Origin of the sequence: Methanorbis furvi, assembly GCF_032714615.1 — an archaeon.
GTDB lineage: Archaea > Halobacteriota > Methanomicrobia > Methanomicrobiales > Methanocorpusculaceae > Methanocorpusculum > Methanocorpusculum furvi.
The window spans coordinates 145,993-161,630 of record NZ_JAWDKA010000003.1 but is presented as its reverse complement, the minus strand read 5'-3'; the positions used below and the strand labels follow the sequence as shown (position 1 = coordinate 161,630).

Below are 15,638 nucleotides of genomic sequence, written 5' to 3'. Positions count from 1 at the left end.
GAAGGACGCAGATCATGACAACCATGCACCTGTATCTGAACGGTGAAACAATCGAGGCAAAAGCGGGCGCAACCCTTGCAACAATTCTGCCTGACCATCCGGCGGGATGCAGCATCGCCGTTCTTCGGCCCGGCACCGGCGCTGAATCAAAAGAGACCGCACATCTCAGATTCACCACCACCGCCGGCGACATCGTCGTTGAACTCCTGCCGGGCGTCGTGCTGCCGGTTCCAACCGGCGACGATCTGGACGCCAACCTCCGCGTTCACTGGGAAGACAAGTACGCAGCAGCGTTTGGACCGTTCCACGCCGACTTCGTCCCTGACCACCAACCCTACCGGTACGACCGCGGCGTTGTCGCACTCGGATGCGGAGGATACGACGCAAACACCTCATACCTCATGTTTTCCCGGCTCCAGCACATGGCAGACCATGGCGCAGCTGCGGGCGGCGCTGTGCTTGGAACCGTCATCTCCGGTCTTGGCATCATGAACCGGTGGCGAAACGGCGACCGGATCACCAAAATCGAACACGTTTTCTCTTCAGTCGACAAAACCAGCGCAACCGTCACGACTGATCTCTCCCTGAAACTCGAGGACGGCATGCAGATATTTTCTGAGATCCGCATCAACGCCGAAGGCTACGATGAAGATCACGGAAAAATTGACACCGCCTGCACCGACTCGGTTGAACACCTGCTTTTCACCATGCGAAACGCCAGCTACACGGTGGACCGGACCGCGTCAGCATACATCCGCGATCACACCGAAGGCAGACTCAATGTGCCGATGGAACGCCAGAAACCCAGGCGTGAAGGAACCGTCACCGTCCGCACTTCAGGAAAAAGTTCTGGCGCAGTCTACATCTACACCAAGGATGTGCCAAGCAACCAGCACCACACCCGCACCGGAACCGTGACCCGCGGCGTGGAACTCGCACGGTTTGCAACCGCAGGAACAAAACTCTCAGTCAAAGTTGTGCCAGAACAACTCGACCTCCGCGGGCTTCCGCTCGGTGAAGCCGTGGCTCTGGCGAAATCCCGCGGGCTTCGGGTGTTCGCTGACAACCGCGATGTTGCAGGACGCGTCGTCATCGACCAGAAACCCGCAACGACGCTTGAACTCCTCAAAGAAGGAAAAGTCGAGCTGGTAACCGTTGCACTCACCGAAGTCATTGACGTTGCATTTGACTATGCAAATGCTCCACTCACAATCGACCTGTTCCGCCGTGTAACCGGTCTGAAAATTTACGCAATCGGCAGCATGCCGTTCTTTTACAACATCGACGAAGAGATGTACCTCTTCAAACCAGAGTTCCCTTCAGGCGTCAACATCATCCCGGAAAACGTTCCGAAGAAAAGCCCGCCGCCGTATGCTCTCGCCATCACCAACGACGCACGCAGAGCACGCGGCATGGCAGGCGTGCGGTCGGTAACAAACAACGAGTACGGACCGACCGGCGAACCGTTTGAAGGAACCAACGTGATCGGCAGAATCATCGATGTGGACAAACTCCCGCTCATCAAAGAAGGGGCTACCGTCTTCATCCGCGAGGTAAAACCATGAAACCCTACGTGCCCCAGTATGTAGGAACCGTCACCAAGTACGTGTTCGTCGACTCGCCAAACACAACGCCTCAGGACATCGCAACCGCAGCATACGAAATAGCGCAGGGAGTCATGATCAAAGAGACCTGTTTTGGGTGTCAGATCACCGGCAGCCCGGAGGACGTGGACCGGATCATCGCCCACCTGCGAAAAATGGATCCGTACCGGATCTATGTCAAAGACCGTGGATTTCCTCCCGGAGACTCCCGCAGATGCCGTGCCGACCTTGGCGGCGCACGGCCCGGATACCTCGGTCACGAATATGAAATGGGCATGGTCCGCTACATCGCCCACGGTCTTGAAGAGACCGACAAAATGACGAAAAAAGAACTGAGAGCCGCAGCCGCAAAGGAACTGCCGATGCCGGACGCGCTTGATGTCGATATTTTAACATCACTCATCAAGGAGGAGTAACGAAATGGCAAAAGTATTCATCTATCCGGCGACCAGCCTCATCTTATCCGATCTCGTGGCACGCTTCGGTCACGAACCGCTCGGCTCAGCAGTTGCAATCCGCGAACACATTCAAACCCCGGGATTTGACTCACCCCCGATTCAGATGACCTCCGACGATCCGCAGAAGGGTCTCAAATGGGCAGCGGTCGAGGTGCCGTCCGGTATCCGCGGACGCATGTCACTGTATGGTCCAATGGTCGAAGAAGCTGAAGCTGCGATCATCATCGATGAACCCGACCTTGCATTCGGCTGCATGGGCTGTGCAAGAACCAACGAACTCCTCTGTTTCATGCTCCGCGAACGTGACATCCCGCGTCTTGAACTCAGGTATCCGACATCAAAAGAAGAAGGCGTAACATTTGTTGCAGCGATCAAAGAGTTTCTTGCAGAACTTGAGGTGAAAAAACATGAGTGAACAGCCGGTGAGAATTGCCCAGATTACCTGCGGCGCAGAGTACAGCGGAATTCAGAACGAAATTACGACAGCCGCAGAAACGGTCGGCGGCAAAATGTTTTATCCTGACGTTGCGTTAAAGGATGTCAAACGCGCCTACAAAGACTTTGGTCTGCCGGTGAAAAGCCCGGACTTAAAACTCGCAATTGCGCGAACTCAGGCAATCGTTGAAGGACGAATCGAGGCCGACGGAATATTTATTGCCAGCTGTTTCCGGTGTGCAGAAGCGGCAATTGTCAGAAACGAACTGAGACGATATATTGTGGAAAACTCCCGCATTCCGGTCGTCTCCTACTCGTTCAACGAACGAACCGGCTCGTCCACACTGCTCACCAGACTTGAAGCACTCACTACCATTGCCCGCCGCCGCAGTCTGATGGCGCGTGAGGTGCAGGTTGGAACCACAATGGGCGTGGACTCAGGCTCCTCGACCACGAAATGCATCATCATGCAGGACGACAAAATCATCGGTACCGGATGGAGACCGACGACCGAAGTTCTGAAGAGTGCTGACGAAGTCGTTGCACTTGCCCTCGAAGAGTCGGGTCTCAGGATATCTGATATTCAGGCAACCGCAACAACCGGATACGGCAGATTTTTAGTCGGCAAACATCTGAAGGCAGACCTGGTGCAAGAAGAGTTGACCGTGAACTCGAAGGGAGCGGTGTATCTCGCAGGCGCTCAGAAAGGATTTGCCACCGTCATTGACATCGGCGGTATGGACAACAAAGCGATCAGCGTGAACGACGGAATTCCGGGTTCGTTTACGATGGGCGGTATCTGTGCCGGCGCATCGGGACGGTTCCTTGAGATGACCGCAAAACGTCTGGACGTTGACATCACCGAGCTTGGCGCTCTTTCGATGAAGAGCGACGGCGGCGAAAATGTGCCGATGAACAGTTACTGTATTGTGTTCGGCACCCAGTCGCTCGTAAACGCTCTTGCCGCCGGATACTCGCGTGAGGACGTCGCAGCTGCGGCTTGTCACAGCGTTGCCCAGCAGGTGTATGAACAGCAGTTGCAGGAGGTCGACATCAAAGAGCCGGTGATTATGGTCGGCGGCTCGTCGTTGATTCAGGGACTGGTGCGTGCAATGGGACGGATGCTGAACACCGAAGTCGTTGTCCCGCACCACTCGCAGTACATCGGCGCAACCGGCGGCGCACTGCTCTCCTCAGGATTTATTGATAAGAAGAAGGAGGCGTAGATGGCAGGTTTAGACTACTTCGCGGTTGAGTCCACGGAGGATGGAGCTGACAACTACAACAAAATTGCAACCACGGTGTTGCAGGACCACAATCTTTTATCGATTGTGGAAGGGTTACATCTCTACATCGACCCAGCCTATCCGCTGTTTGTTGCAACAGGCTTAATCCGGCCGCCGCGTGCAGCAATCCGGGTGTCGGATGTGGGAAATGTTCTGGTGCAGGACGGCAAAGCAACGATCGCTGTAGGGGACGAGACCTATCTCGCCGCAATGCTCAAGATGCTGTGGAACAAGCTCGGGCATGACAATGTGGACCAGCCTGACCGGTTCACGGTGATCATCAGTAATGTAGAGATCCCCAAAAATCTTGAGAACTGGATTGTGATCGATCCGGCAGAGTCGCTCTATAAGGATCTGATCTATGCAATTCAGGTGATCGCACCAGAAGGTTTCAAGGTTCGGCGCGAGAACTACGGCTCTGACCGGTTTTCCTATGCGGCGAGCGAGAACACGCTTCCGTCTGATGTGGTGGAGCAGATTATTTTTGACCGGTTCAAAATTATGGAGGAGGAGCTGCGATGATTCTTGTTCCGGTTACGTATAAGGGCGGTGTTTACCGGCTTGATGAGATCATCGATTACATCGAGGATTTGGGCGGCTATATTGTGCAGCGGCATAATATTGCAAACGAGGTAATTCTTCAGGTTCTGATGCCGCAGGAGGATATTGAGGGGCTGAAGGAGTTTTCTCATCCGCTTGCAGGCGAGGTTATGGCATCGCCGTTGGTGGGAACTGAGATTGCAGTGGTGATTCCCAGTCTTGAGATTCACCACCTGCCGCATTCGGCGTGTGATGTTGCTGAGTATCTGCGCAGCCACGGGTCGAAGTCAAATATTCTTGGAATGGCGAGAGGGTTTGGCAAGCGGATTTCGCAGATGAATGATGAGGAGCGGGATCTGATCAACGAGCATGATATGGCGATTTATGTGCTGGGGAATTTTGCGTCCTGTATTGAGAAGAAGTTCCCGAAACTCCGCCGCGGGGTTACGGTGCCGATTATTTTGACCGGCGGTCCGTCCCGCGAGACTCTGGAGAAGCAGACCGATCCTCCGGTTGAGGGGTATGTGGGCGGTCTTGGACGGTTTATGCACCGGACGCAGACGGAGGCTGATATTCACCGTCTGGATGTGGTGATTGAGGAGGTGGAGCGGGTGATTGAGCAGCGGCGGGCTGAGTTGTCGCATGATCCGCTGTCGGTGTCGCCTGCAAGGATTCAGGATATGATTAAGCAGGAGATCCCAGAGATTGAGGAGGTCTACTCGCCGTCGCCGATTGCGGTGCAGCTGACCGGCCTTCGGGTGAAACTGGCTTACAAAGACTATGCGCAGCGGATTCGTGATCTCGTTATTGAAGATGATGTGAAAATCGGGGATGTGGCGGATGTTCTGCCGTCTCGGATGCGGAATTATATTTTGATTCGGATCCGACCGCTGTCGGAGACAAATATTGTGGTGTGAGTATTATGGTAGATTTTGATCTGGATTTTCATGAGGCGATCCGTGAGGTTGAGGAGCGGGGCGCAAAGGAGACGGCGGCTGACTGGCTGAATCGGGTTGAGAGTGAGTACGGTGCGGTTCCGCTGATTTATACGAAGTTGGCGAGTTCACCTGAGGCGCTGATTTCACATCTGTTGTATAAGAATGCGGTGAATCAGATGAGTTCGCTGGAGCCGCGGGTGATTGAGCTGATCAGTCTCGCGGTTGCATCAGCACTCCGCTGCGATCACTGTACTGCGTATCATATGCAGGTGGCAAAGAAGATGGGGATCTCGAAGGAGGAGATTTTAGAGGCGGTGCTGGTTGCAGGCCTTCTTGCGAATTCGTCGGTGCTGGCAAATGCGTATCGTGTTATGCCTGAGACGCCAAAAGAGCCGTGCGGGGCTGGGTGTTCGATTGTGGGAGTTCCTGCGAAGAAGGAGTAATGTATTTTTTTGAAACGCGAAGGACGCGAAGTAATTTTTAACTATTTTTTCAGAAAAAAGAAACTAAATCATTTTGTGGTATCACATCCAGAAGACGACAAGAGTGCACAGCGATCAAAGCCAACACGAAGAGATTCACACTGATCGGCACATAGGGGATCAGTGTGAATCTGTCGGATTTTATACAGCGCTCTTAGTGATAGAGCCGGATGTTTCGGGTGACACGATCTTCTTTTATGTCCCAGCGGTTGCTGTGTTCTTTGTCAAGATACCAGTCAGCTGTTCTGAGAAGTTCGGGTAATTTTTTCGGGTCGATTTTTTTTCCATGCCAGATTCTGATGCGATATTGTTCGATACCTTCTGTAGTGCGAACGAGGAAAATTACGGTGTGACGGAGGAAAAGGATCAGGAACAGGAACAGGAGAAGGAGCAGCAGCAGTAGTAAGGGGAGAATGAAGAGCATTCCGTTATTTTCGGTACCGGATTTGCTGCCGTCATCAATTTCAATCGGCGGTGAGATGGTGGGTTGCATGATTGTTGGTGCGGCGGTGGGCTGCATGGTTGTTGCCGGAGGCTCTGTTGTCGGTTCTGCTGGCAAGACTGCAACCGGAGTTGTGGTGCTGATCCATTGTGCATACAGCGTCATGTCGCCGGGCACGGCGTCCTCGCTGAATATCCAGAGAATCGTGCACTCTTCATTCTTGTACCAGCCGGCAAAGTTGTAACCGTTCCGGTCCGGGTCCGCTGGTTTTGGGACGCGGTCGCCGTAGGAAAGGCCGGTCGCAGGCGGTACAAAGCTGCCGCCCCGGGAGTCGAAGAGCACACGGAATGCGTTCTCCATGTTGCCGTCAGAGGGAGGGAGAGTCGGTACTGGAGAGGGAGGGGAGGGAGGAGACGGAGGCGATGGCGGGGTTGGAGGGAAGTATGGTTTGAGATAGGAGGCATCAAAGTCCGGGTCGGATGTCTGCCAGTTTAGAATCGGAAGCTCATAGATTGGATTTGTACTCATGATCCAGTTGGCGCTAAACGTTCCGCTTGAGAAGGTGCTGCTGAAGAAGGGTTCCTTGCCCCACAGAGTTATATTTTCGACATTGGTTCCATTTTTATCAGCTCCATCGGTGAAAAGGAATAGATTGCCGCCATTGATTGTGCCGTTTACGCCTGACCATCCGTAGGAGCCGGCAGGATTGCCGTTGCCTGCAACCCGCCCGATGTTTGAACCTGAACTGATGGTCACCCGTTCGTTGAGTGCGATTGAGTTTTCAATGGTGCCTGAGTACAGATATCCGACAACACCGCCGGCAGAGATGGTGGTGGAGCCGGTCGAAGTTACGTTGCCTGTTGCATAGCTATCGCTGATGCTACCACTCTCCAGACTCCCGGCAACACCGCCGGCATATGAGCTGGCGGCATCCGCACTCACACTGCTGGTTGCATAGCTGTTGCTGATGTTGCTGCTGCCGGTGCTGCTGCTGCTCAGACGCCCGACAACACCGCCGGCATGAGATTCGGCGATACCGGTTGCAGTTACGCTGCCGGTTGCATAGCTGCTGATGATGTTGCTGCTGCTACTGCTGCTTGTCAGATGTCCGACAACACCGCCGGCATACGATTTGTTTGCATTGTTTGCAGTTACGCTGCCGGTAGCATAGCTGCCGATGATAGTACTACCTGGATTCAGACATCCAGAAACACCGCCGGCATGAGAGTAGGACGAGGCAAGGCCGGTGGCACTTGCGGTTACACTGCCTGTTGCATAGCTGTTGCTGATATGACCAGAATTCAGATTGCCGGCAACACCACCAGCATACGAGTAATTGGTACCGGTTGCAGTTACATCACCATTTTTATGATAACTATCACTGATTTTGGCACCGCCCATCAGATATCCGGCAACACCGCCGGCAGACGAGGTGGCGGCACCGGTTGCAGATACATCACCGGTTTCATGATAGCTGCCGGTGATCGTGCCGGCACCGCTATTCAGATACCCGATAACACCGCCGGCATACGAGTTGGTGGCACCAGTACCGGCGGCAGCTACACTGCCGGTGGCATAACAGTTGGTGATTTTTTCGTTGCCCATCATATGCCCGGCAACACCGCCAGCATACAAGGCGCCGGTGCCAGTAGCAGTTACGCTGCCGGTCGCATAGCTGGTACTGATGTTGCCAAAGCTGGCCGTCACAGATCCGGCAACACCACCAGCATACGAGGTGGTGCCGTCAGCACGTACGTTGCCGGTTGCATAGCTACCACTGATGCTGCTGGTGCCGCCTGTCATATGCCCGGTTACACCACCGGCGTACGAGTCGGTCGAACCGACCGCAGTTACACTGCCGGTTGCATAGCTGTCACTGATATTGTTGGTGGTACCTATCATAATTCCTGCAACACCGCCGGCATACAAAGTACCGGTGCCGGTAGCAGTTACACTGCAAATTGTAGAACTACTGCTAATGTCCCCAGAACTCAGATATCCGACAACGCCACCGGCATAAACCTGATGGGTGGGAGCACCAGTCACATTTACGCTACCGGCTACATAGCAGTTGGTGATGGTGCCTGTAAGTGACCCGGCAACACCACCAGCATAAGAGGCGAGCGTGCCGGTGCCGGTTACATTTACCACGGCATTATTCAGATGCACATTTTTGATCGTACCGCCGTCCACATATCCAAAAAGTCCGCCGTACAAACCGGTACCACTAATGTCAACGTTCATGTTGGAAATGGTGATATTGGCTCCATCGAAGGTGCCTTTAAATCTATTGCTGGAATTCCCAATCGGTTTCCAGTAGTGTGCGGAGAGATTGTACGCATCCGCGGACTCGTTCGTCAGTTTGAAAAATTTTCCGGAAAAAGACTCACCACCAAGAGTGCGGACTGCAACACCGGCAAGTTGCGATGTATTGTTGATCAGATAAGGATCGTTTTCGGCGCCGGTACCGGACCATGAGGTATCATAATAACTGGGATCATCAGTCCAGTTATCATTGCTTAGTGGTACTGCACTTACAGCTCCAACCATCAACAAACACAGAAACAAAAAAACAAAAGAGATACACAACAGACGGTTTGATCCGCCAAAATTATTCGAAAACAATGACACAGGCACAACAGCCGCTGCTCTATTATTGGGACTTCTTTTCCCGTAGGTACGTGACGACATATAATTCCTCCGAGGGGGATGAAATTTTGCCCAAACAGCAACAACACATCACAAAATCACACCAATTACCCTCAGACAATGAGTATGTGGTTGGCGACATATAATGAATGTTTCCCTAAAATTATATGAAAAAACAGTCCACATTACCCAATAATACTGAATATAATTACCATAAAAAACACCATTTACGCCTTCAATACTCCAACTGACCAGTATTACGCGAGTATTTCTAAAAAAATATATTCGTGAAAATTGTGCGCGAACCGTCCCGCATCAATTCTGTGGAGTTTACCGCCTTCGGCGGTAAACTCCACAGAATTAAACCAGCTCGGCTCCCCTGTAATCAATCCCTTCTTCTCATCAGAACACCGGCCGCAACCAGCCCGGCAAGCACACCGAACACCGGACTTGGCGCCTCGGTCATGGCCGGCTGAATGCCACCATCCGACTCAACCGCGGGATGCGCCGTGCTCTGGGTTGCGGACGCGGTCGCCGCCGGCACCGCCGTTATCTGCGTGGTTGCGGTCTGTGTGACTGCCGCTCCCATGACTGCGGCTGGTGTGGCGGGCATCCAGTACGCATACAGTTCCATGTCGCCGGGCACCGCGTCCTCGTTGAAAATCCAGGGAATGGTGAATGCCTCATCCCTGTACCAGCCGACAAAGGAGTAACCGGTCCGCTCAGGATCCGCAGGCCTTGCGATGCGGTCGCCGTAGGAGAGATCAGTTGCAGGGAGCACTGTGTTGCCGCCGACGGAGTTGAAGAGCACGCGGAATGCGTTCTCCGTGTTGCCGTCCCCTGAAGAGAAAACCGGAGAGGATGTGGGGGTGGGGGTGATAGGACTCGGCGGTGTGTCTTTGAAGTTCGCCGTGATGTTGACGTCATTATCCGGCATGGTGAAGGTTGTGCTTGAAGCGTTTATGTCATCAAAACTGCCGCCATGATCACTCGTCCAGTTGAAAAATATTTTGCCGGACGGAATAGTGGCGGTGATGTTGACGATTTCGCCGGAAAGGTAGTAACCTGTTCCATTACCACCGGTAACGGTGAGTTTTGGCTTGGTAGCAAGTATCAGTGCAGGCTGTGATCCTGAAGTGGAATGCTTCAGCATTTTGTCTTCAAGCGAAAGGGTGAAGAAATTTTCATAGTCTTGTGATGCGCCCGTAAACAGATGCACAATGATGGTCCCGTCAGCCGTGTCGACAGGAGTGATGTTTGCAACTCCGGCGTCACCCGTGAGATCTGAAGTGACGTTGATGATTGTGCCGGCAGTGAGGTAGGTACTGTTTGGTCCGATTTTTGCCGTGTCATTCATCGAAAATTTGGAACTGATACCACCCAGATACAATTCGCCGCCGTTACTCCCACTATTGCCGGAGATCGTGCCGCCGTTCATAATGAAATTGCCACTTCTGACGCAAACGCCGCCGCCATCTCGATTCGCGAGATTGCCGGAAATCGCGCCATCAGCCATAATGAAATTGCCGCTCCAGACGTAAACACCGCCGCCATAACTATTCGCGGTGTTGTTGCAGATGGTGCTACCACCGCTCATAGTGAAACTGCCGCTATTGATGTAAACGCCGCCGCCGCGATTACTCACGGTGTTGTTGCAGATGGTGCTACCACCGCTCATAGTGAAACTGCCGCTATTGATGTAAACGCCGCCGCCATAATTATTCGCCACGGTGTTGCCGGAGATCGTGCCGCCACTCATACTGAAACTGCCGCTATTGATGTAAACGCCGCCGCCGTATAGATTCGCGGTGTTGTTGCAGATGGTACCACCGTTCAGAGTGAAATTACCGCCATCGACGAAAACGCCGCCGCCATCATCCGCGGTGTTGTTGCAGATGGTGCCGCCGTTCAGAGTGGAATTGCCGTCGGAAACGAAAACACCGCCGCCGTATAGATTCGCGGTGTTGTTGCAGATGGTACCACCGTTCAGAGTGAAATTACCGCCATCGACGAAAACGCCGCCCCCGCCACTACTCGCGAGGTTGCCAGAGATCGCGCCGTCAGCCATAATGAAATTGCCGCCGACATTGACGTAAACGCCGCCGCCATCATTCGTCACGGTGTTGTTGCAGATGGTGCCGCCGTTCAGAGTGAAATTGCCGCCATCGACGAAAACACCACCACCGTTATTCGAACCAGCCAGACCCTCACCGTCAAGAGTGAGATTGCCATTCAGAGTGAGGTTTCCATTGTTTTCAACCGAAAAGAAGGTATGCCCGTCGCTGCGGTTGAGGGTGTGGAAACCTCCGGTAATGATGACATCATAGGTGATCGAAATATTCTCCGTGAAATGAATGGGGGCGGTGATCGTGATCGTAGAATTTTTGTTCTCAATTGCGTCTTTCAATTCGTCAAAATTCGAAACAGACGCCTCCCCCGCCGCAGCCACAGGCACGGTAAACAACACACAAACAAGCAAAATAGCAACAGTAATAATCCACAAACAGTTTGATCCGTCCGACATTTTTGAAAACAATGACACAGGCATACCAGCCCTTGCCCATATATTGGGACTTCTTTTTTTGCATACACCAAACAACATAGAACTCCTCCTAAGGCAGATAGAATTTTTATGCAAGACAGCCAGGCATCACAAAATCATATCATTTATCCTTGAGATAATGAGTATGTAGTTGGCGGCATGTAATGAAGGTTTCGCCAAAATTTATCAGAGAAATAGATTAAGTAACTCAATAATTCAGAATGAAAAGATCATTGAAAACATCAATTACGCCCCCAATACCCAAACTCCCGAGTATATCGTCAGTATTTCTAAAATAATATATCGGAAAATGTATGCGCCCTAACCGGTCTGCGATACCACAAAAAAATTTGGTGAGTTTCTGACCCGGAGTTCCGCGGTGTGAAATAGCATAAGGAAAATGGATTCTCTGTGGTTGCTCCAAGCGCGTCTAAGGACAAAAAAAATCCCAAACAATGAAAATCGCATCGCATGCCTTCGGTCTGCTCGGCTCCCCTGCAAGCAGGGTCTCGTAATCACAAGAAAATCAAAGGGAGTGAGAAAAAACTCAATCCCTTCTTCTCATCAGAACACCGGCCGCAACCAGCCCGGCAAGCACACCGAACACCGGACTTGGCGCCTCGGTCATGGCCGGCTGAATGCCACCATCCGACTCAGCCGCGGGATGCGCCGTGCTCTGGGTTGCGGACGCGGTCGCCGCCGGCACCGTCGTTATCTGGGTGGTTGCGGTCTGTGTGACTGCCGCCCCCATGACTGCGGCTGGTTTGGCGGGCATCCAGTACGCATACAGTTCCATGTCGCCGGGCACCGCGTCCTCGTTGAAAATCCAGGGAATGGTGAATGCCTCATCCCTGTACCAGCCGACAAAGGAGTAACCGGTCCGCTCAGGATCCGCAGGCCTTGCAATGCGGTCGCCGTAGGAGAGATCAGTTGCAGGGGGCACTGTGTTGCCGCCGACAGAGTTGAAGAGCACGCGGAATGCGTTCTCCGTGTTGCCGTCCCCTGAAGAGAAAACCGGAGAGGACGTGGGAGTGATAGGACTCGGCGGTTTGTCTTTGAAGTTCGCCGTGATGTTGACATCATTGTCCGGCATGGTGAAGGTTGTGCTTGAAGCGTTTATGTCATCAAAACTGCCGCCATGATCACTCGTCCAGTTGAAAAATATTTTGCCGGACGGAATAGTGGCGGTGATGTTGACGATTTCGCCGGAAAGGTAGTAGCCAGTTCCATTGCCACCGGTAACGATGAGTTTTGGCTTGGTAGCAAGTATCAGTGCAGGCTGTGATCCTGAAGTGGAATGCTTCAGCATTTTGTCTTCAAGCGAAAGGGTGAAGAAATTTTCATAGTCTTGTGATGCGCCCGTAAACAGATGCACAATGATGGTCCCGTCAGCCGTGTCGACAGGAGTGATGTTTGCAACTCCGGCGCCACTCATGAGGGGGGATGTAACGTTGATGGTTGTGCCGGTATTGAGGTAGGTACTGTTTGGTCCGATTTTTGCCGTGTCATTCATCGAAAATTTGGAACTGCTGCCAAACAGATACAATTCGCCGCCATTACCCCCACTGTTGCCGGAGACAGTGCTGCTACCGCTCATAATGAAATTGCCGTCAATGACGTAAACGCCGCCGCCGACATCATTCGCGGTGTTGTCGGAGATGGTGGTGGTGCCAATCATACTGAAATTGCCGCCGTAGACATAAACGCCGCCACCGTGATAATCCGCGATGTTGCCGGAGATCGTGCCGTCAATCATACTGAAACTGCCGCCATTGACGTAAACGCCGCCGCCAGTATAGTTCGCAGTGTTGTTGGAGATGGTACCGCCGGTCATAGTGAAATTATCGCCATTGACGTAAACGCCGCCGCCATTATTCGCGGTGTTGTCAGAGATGGTGCCATCGTTCAAAGTGAAACTGCCACCGTTGGAGACGTAAGCGCCACCGCCATTATTCGCGATGTTATCGGAGATCATGCCGTCAATCATACTGAAATTACCTCTGTCGCAGACATAAACACCGCCGCCGACATCATTCGCTGTGTTGTCGGAGATCGCGCCGTCAGCCATAATGAAATTGCCGCCGACATTGACGTAAACGCCGCCGCCATAATCCGCGATGTTGCCGGAGAAAATCGTGCCGCCGCTTATAGTGAAATTGCCGCCGACATCGACATAAACGCCGCCGCCCCAATACGCGGTGTTGTTGCAGATGGTGCCGCCGGTCATAGTGAAATTGCCGCCAGAGACATACACGCCGCCGCCATTACTCAAACCAGCCAGATACTCACCGTCGAGAGTGAGATTGCCATTCAGAGTGAGGTTCCCCTTGTTTTCAACCGTGAAGAAGTTATGTGTGGCAGTGCGTGTGAGAGTCTGGGATTCACCGGTAATGATGACATCATAGACGATCGAAATATTCTCCGTGAATTCAATGGGGCCGGTGATCGTGATCACAGAAGAATTGTTCGCAATCGCGCTCTGCAATCCGGCAAAATTTGAGACCTCCTCAGGATCCCCCGCAGCCACAGGCACGGTAAACAACACACAAACAAGCAAAATAGCAACAGTAATAATCCACAAACAGTTTGATCCGTCCGACATTTTTGAAAACAATGACACAGGCATACCAGCCCTTGCCCATATATTGGGACTTCTTTTTTTGCATACACCAAACAACATAGAACTCCTCCTAAGGCAAATAGAATTTTTATGCAAGACAGCCGGGCATCACAAAATCATATCATTTACCCTTGAGATAATGAGTATGTAGTTGGCGGCATGTAATGAAGGTTTCGCCAAAATTTATCAGAGAAATAGATTAAGTAACTCAATAATTCAGAATGAAAAGATCATTGAAAACATCAATTACGCCCCCAATACCCAAACTCCCGAGTATATCGTCAGTATTTCTAAAATAATATATCGGAAAATGTATGCGCCCTAACCGGTCTGCGATACCACAAAAAATTTGGTGGGTTTCTGACCCGGAGTTCCGCGGTGTGAAATAGCATAAGGAAAATGGATTCTCTGTGCTTGGTTTCGTTTGGAGTAAACACGTGACACACGCCTTCGGTCTCGTTTGGAGTAACCACGGAACACACGGAACACACTGGAACGATGTTCGTGTGCTGCCACAAAAAGATTTAGTCGCTTTTTTTGGCTCATGTAGTTTCCTCCGTAAGTTATTTATTAAATAAATAATTGCAGTTTCTCATAATATGTCCTTGCACTCTATGCCAAAATACTTCATTTGGCGTTCTCATATCTCCATTTTCATCACCGAGACTTTGATGCGGCCTGATCTCATTGTACCAATGAATAAACTCCTCAAACGTCGGATATTTCGATCTGAACTGTTTGTACGTTCCAAACCACTCTCGACTTTTCCGTTGGTCTGTGGGTGTTTTACTCTGGCGAGGATGTGATTGATCTCCATCTCTCGACAAAATTTTTCAAATGCATGCTCCGCATTTCCCTGAGAATCCCTGGTATTCGCATAAAACTGCGTCCCATGATCGGTAATCACCTCACGAATTGGTACGATGTACTCGTATTTTTCATAGGCTTCGCGCAGCACTTGGATCGAGAACTCCGTTGTTGCTCGGTCAAATTCTCCTCCAGCAAGGATCATACGGCTCGCATCGTCCAAAACAACGCAAACCTGCTTGCCATTGTATTTACTCTGATGCCAATCCATATGGACGGCGGACAAGCTCTCGTCACGTTCGTAACGAATCCAAGCAGGGTGACGAAATCCTTTTTGCGGCTCATGGGAAGTCAAGTTTTCCTCCAGGAGGACACGATGGATCGCGCGTTCTCCAATCACTATTCCGAGGCGAGAACGAAAATACTTGTGCAGGCAACGACTCCCTACGCCAAGACGGTGTTTTTCCGCAATGATCAGAGAACGATGTTCGGGTGAGGGAATGATCGGAGGGCGACCTAAACGTTTCGGAGCAGGATATAATCCTGTTTTGCGATATGCTTGAACGAGTTGGTAAACTCGTTCGGTCGTAATCTGATACATTGCGGCCACCTGAACCACAGGGAAGTGCCAGTCAACCACCAGGGTGATGATTTGGATGATTTCATCTTGACTGAGGACCACGCGATAACCCTGCCGAGATGGGAGCAGAGAACTACTAAATCTTTTTGTGGCAGCACAAATTCCACGGAAAAAAATCGCATCTTTTCAATCTGCTCACTGTTTCGCAAAAATGCATGGAATATATTTTTCATGTTGAGAATAAAATAAATTATC

The 15,638-nt window shown here is 51.8% G+C and carries 11 protein-coding genes; 7 read left to right on the top strand and 4 right to left on the bottom strand.

Features of this window, described 5'->3' with window-relative positions:
• Positions 1-14 precede the first annotated feature (14 nt).
• Genes mmp3 through McpAg1_RS03535 form a run of 7 tightly spaced genes read left to right on the top strand, consistent with a single transcriptional unit; the run spans position 15 to position 5,704 of the window.
• On the top strand, positions 15-1,565 hold the full coding sequence (gene mmp3 / locus McpAg1_RS03565) for a methyl-coenzyme M reductase-associated protein Mmp3 (RefSeq protein WP_338093923.1): 1,551 nt from the start codon (positions 15-17) through the stop codon (positions 1,563-1,565).
• A complete protein-coding gene (locus tag McpAg1_RS03560) occupies positions 1,562-2,020 on the top strand; it encodes a methanogenesis marker 6 protein (RefSeq protein ID WP_338093922.1) in 459 nt (152 codons plus the stop codon). The genes mmp3 and McpAg1_RS03560 overlap by 4 nt, the downstream gene beginning before the upstream one ends.
• 4 nt (positions 2,021-2,024) lie before the next feature.
• A complete protein-coding gene (locus McpAg1_RS03555; protein WP_338093921.1) occupies positions 2,025-2,477 on the top strand; it encodes a methanogenesis marker 5 protein in 453 nt (150 codons plus the stop codon).
• Complete coding sequence (locus McpAg1_RS03550) at positions 2,470-3,723, top strand: methanogenesis marker 15 protein (RefSeq protein ID WP_338093920.1); 1,254 nt, start codon at positions 2,470-2,472, stop codon at positions 3,721-3,723. Before McpAg1_RS03555 ends, McpAg1_RS03550 begins: the two co-directional genes overlap by 8 nt.
• The gene (locus McpAg1_RS03545; RefSeq protein WP_338093919.1) at positions 3,724-4,305 is read left to right on the top strand and encodes a methanogenesis marker 17 protein; all 582 of its coding nucleotides are present in this window, start codon (positions 3,724-3,726) and stop codon (positions 4,303-4,305) included.
• A complete protein-coding gene (locus McpAg1_RS03540; protein WP_338093918.1) occupies positions 4,302-5,240 on the top strand; it encodes a methanogenesis marker 7 protein in 939 nt (312 codons plus the stop codon). The genes McpAg1_RS03545 and McpAg1_RS03540 overlap by 4 nt, the downstream gene beginning before the upstream one ends.
• Positions 5,241-5,245: 5 nt before the next feature.
• Complete coding sequence (locus McpAg1_RS03535) at positions 5,246-5,704, top strand: carboxymuconolactone decarboxylase family protein (protein WP_338093917.1); 459 nt, start codon at positions 5,246-5,248, stop codon at positions 5,702-5,704.
• A gap of 193 nt (positions 5,705-5,897) precedes the next feature.
• On the opposite strand, the gene McpAg1_RS03530 is transcribed toward McpAg1_RS03535, so the two are convergent.
• The 4 genes from McpAg1_RS03530 to McpAg1_RS03515 form a co-directional block, all read right to left on the bottom strand.
• Positions 5,898-8,735 carry a GLUG motif-containing protein gene (locus McpAg1_RS03530; RefSeq protein ID WP_338093916.1) on the bottom strand — a complete coding sequence of 946 codons (2,838 nt, stop codon included), beginning with the start codon at positions 8,733-8,735 and terminating at the stop codon, positions 5,898-5,900.
• Positions 8,736-9,219: 484 nt separating this feature from the next.
• Positions 9,220-11,358 carry an InlB B-repeat-containing protein gene (locus tag McpAg1_RS03525; protein WP_338093915.1) on the bottom strand — a complete coding sequence of 713 codons (2,139 nt, stop codon included), beginning with the start codon at positions 11,356-11,358 and terminating at the stop codon, positions 9,220-9,222.
• A 565-nt stretch (positions 11,359-11,923) separates the two neighbouring features.
• The gene (locus tag McpAg1_RS03520; RefSeq protein WP_338093914.1) at positions 11,924-13,978 is read right to left on the bottom strand and encodes an InlB B-repeat-containing protein; all 2,055 of its coding nucleotides are present in this window, start codon (positions 13,976-13,978) and stop codon (positions 11,924-11,926) included.
• A gap of 658 nt (positions 13,979-14,636) precedes the next feature.
• Complete coding sequence (locus McpAg1_RS03515) at positions 14,637-15,485, bottom strand: DDE-type integrase/transposase/recombinase (RefSeq protein WP_338093913.1); 849 nt, start codon at positions 15,483-15,485, stop codon at positions 14,637-14,639.
• Positions 15,486-15,638 lie beyond the last annotated feature (153 nt).

Bases quoted from the DNA above. Each gene is read 5' to 3' on its own strand.
- mmp3 (WP_338093923.1), top strand. From the start codon at position 15: ATGACAACCATGCACCTGTATCTGAACGGTGAAACAATCGAGGCAAAA.
- McpAg1_RS03525 (WP_338093915.1), bottom strand. From the start codon at position 11,358: ATGTCGGACGGATCAAACTGTTTGTGGATTATTACTGTTGCTATTTTG.
- McpAg1_RS03560 (WP_338093922.1), top strand. From the start codon at position 1,562: ATGAAACCCTACGTGCCCCAGTATGTAGGAACCGTCACCAAGTACGTG.
- McpAg1_RS03540 (WP_338093918.1), top strand. From the start codon at position 4,302: ATGATTCTTGTTCCGGTTACGTATAAGGGCGGTGTTTACCGGCTTGAT.
- McpAg1_RS03555 (WP_338093921.1), top strand. From the start codon at position 2,025: ATGGCAAAAGTATTCATCTATCCGGCGACCAGCCTCATCTTATCCGAT.
- McpAg1_RS03530 (WP_338093916.1), bottom strand. From the start codon at position 8,735: ATGGTTGGAGCTGTAAGTGCAGTACCACTAAGCAATGATAACTGGACT.
- McpAg1_RS03535 (WP_338093917.1), top strand. From the start codon at position 5,246: ATGGTAGATTTTGATCTGGATTTTCATGAGGCGATCCGTGAGGTTGAG.
- McpAg1_RS03520 (WP_338093914.1), bottom strand. From the start codon at position 13,978: ATGTCGGACGGATCAAACTGTTTGTGGATTATTACTGTTGCTATTTTG.
- McpAg1_RS03550 (WP_338093920.1), top strand. From the start codon at position 2,470: ATGAGTGAACAGCCGGTGAGAATTGCCCAGATTACCTGCGGCGCAGAG.
- McpAg1_RS03545 (WP_338093919.1), top strand. From the start codon at position 3,724: ATGGCAGGTTTAGACTACTTCGCGGTTGAGTCCACGGAGGATGGAGCT.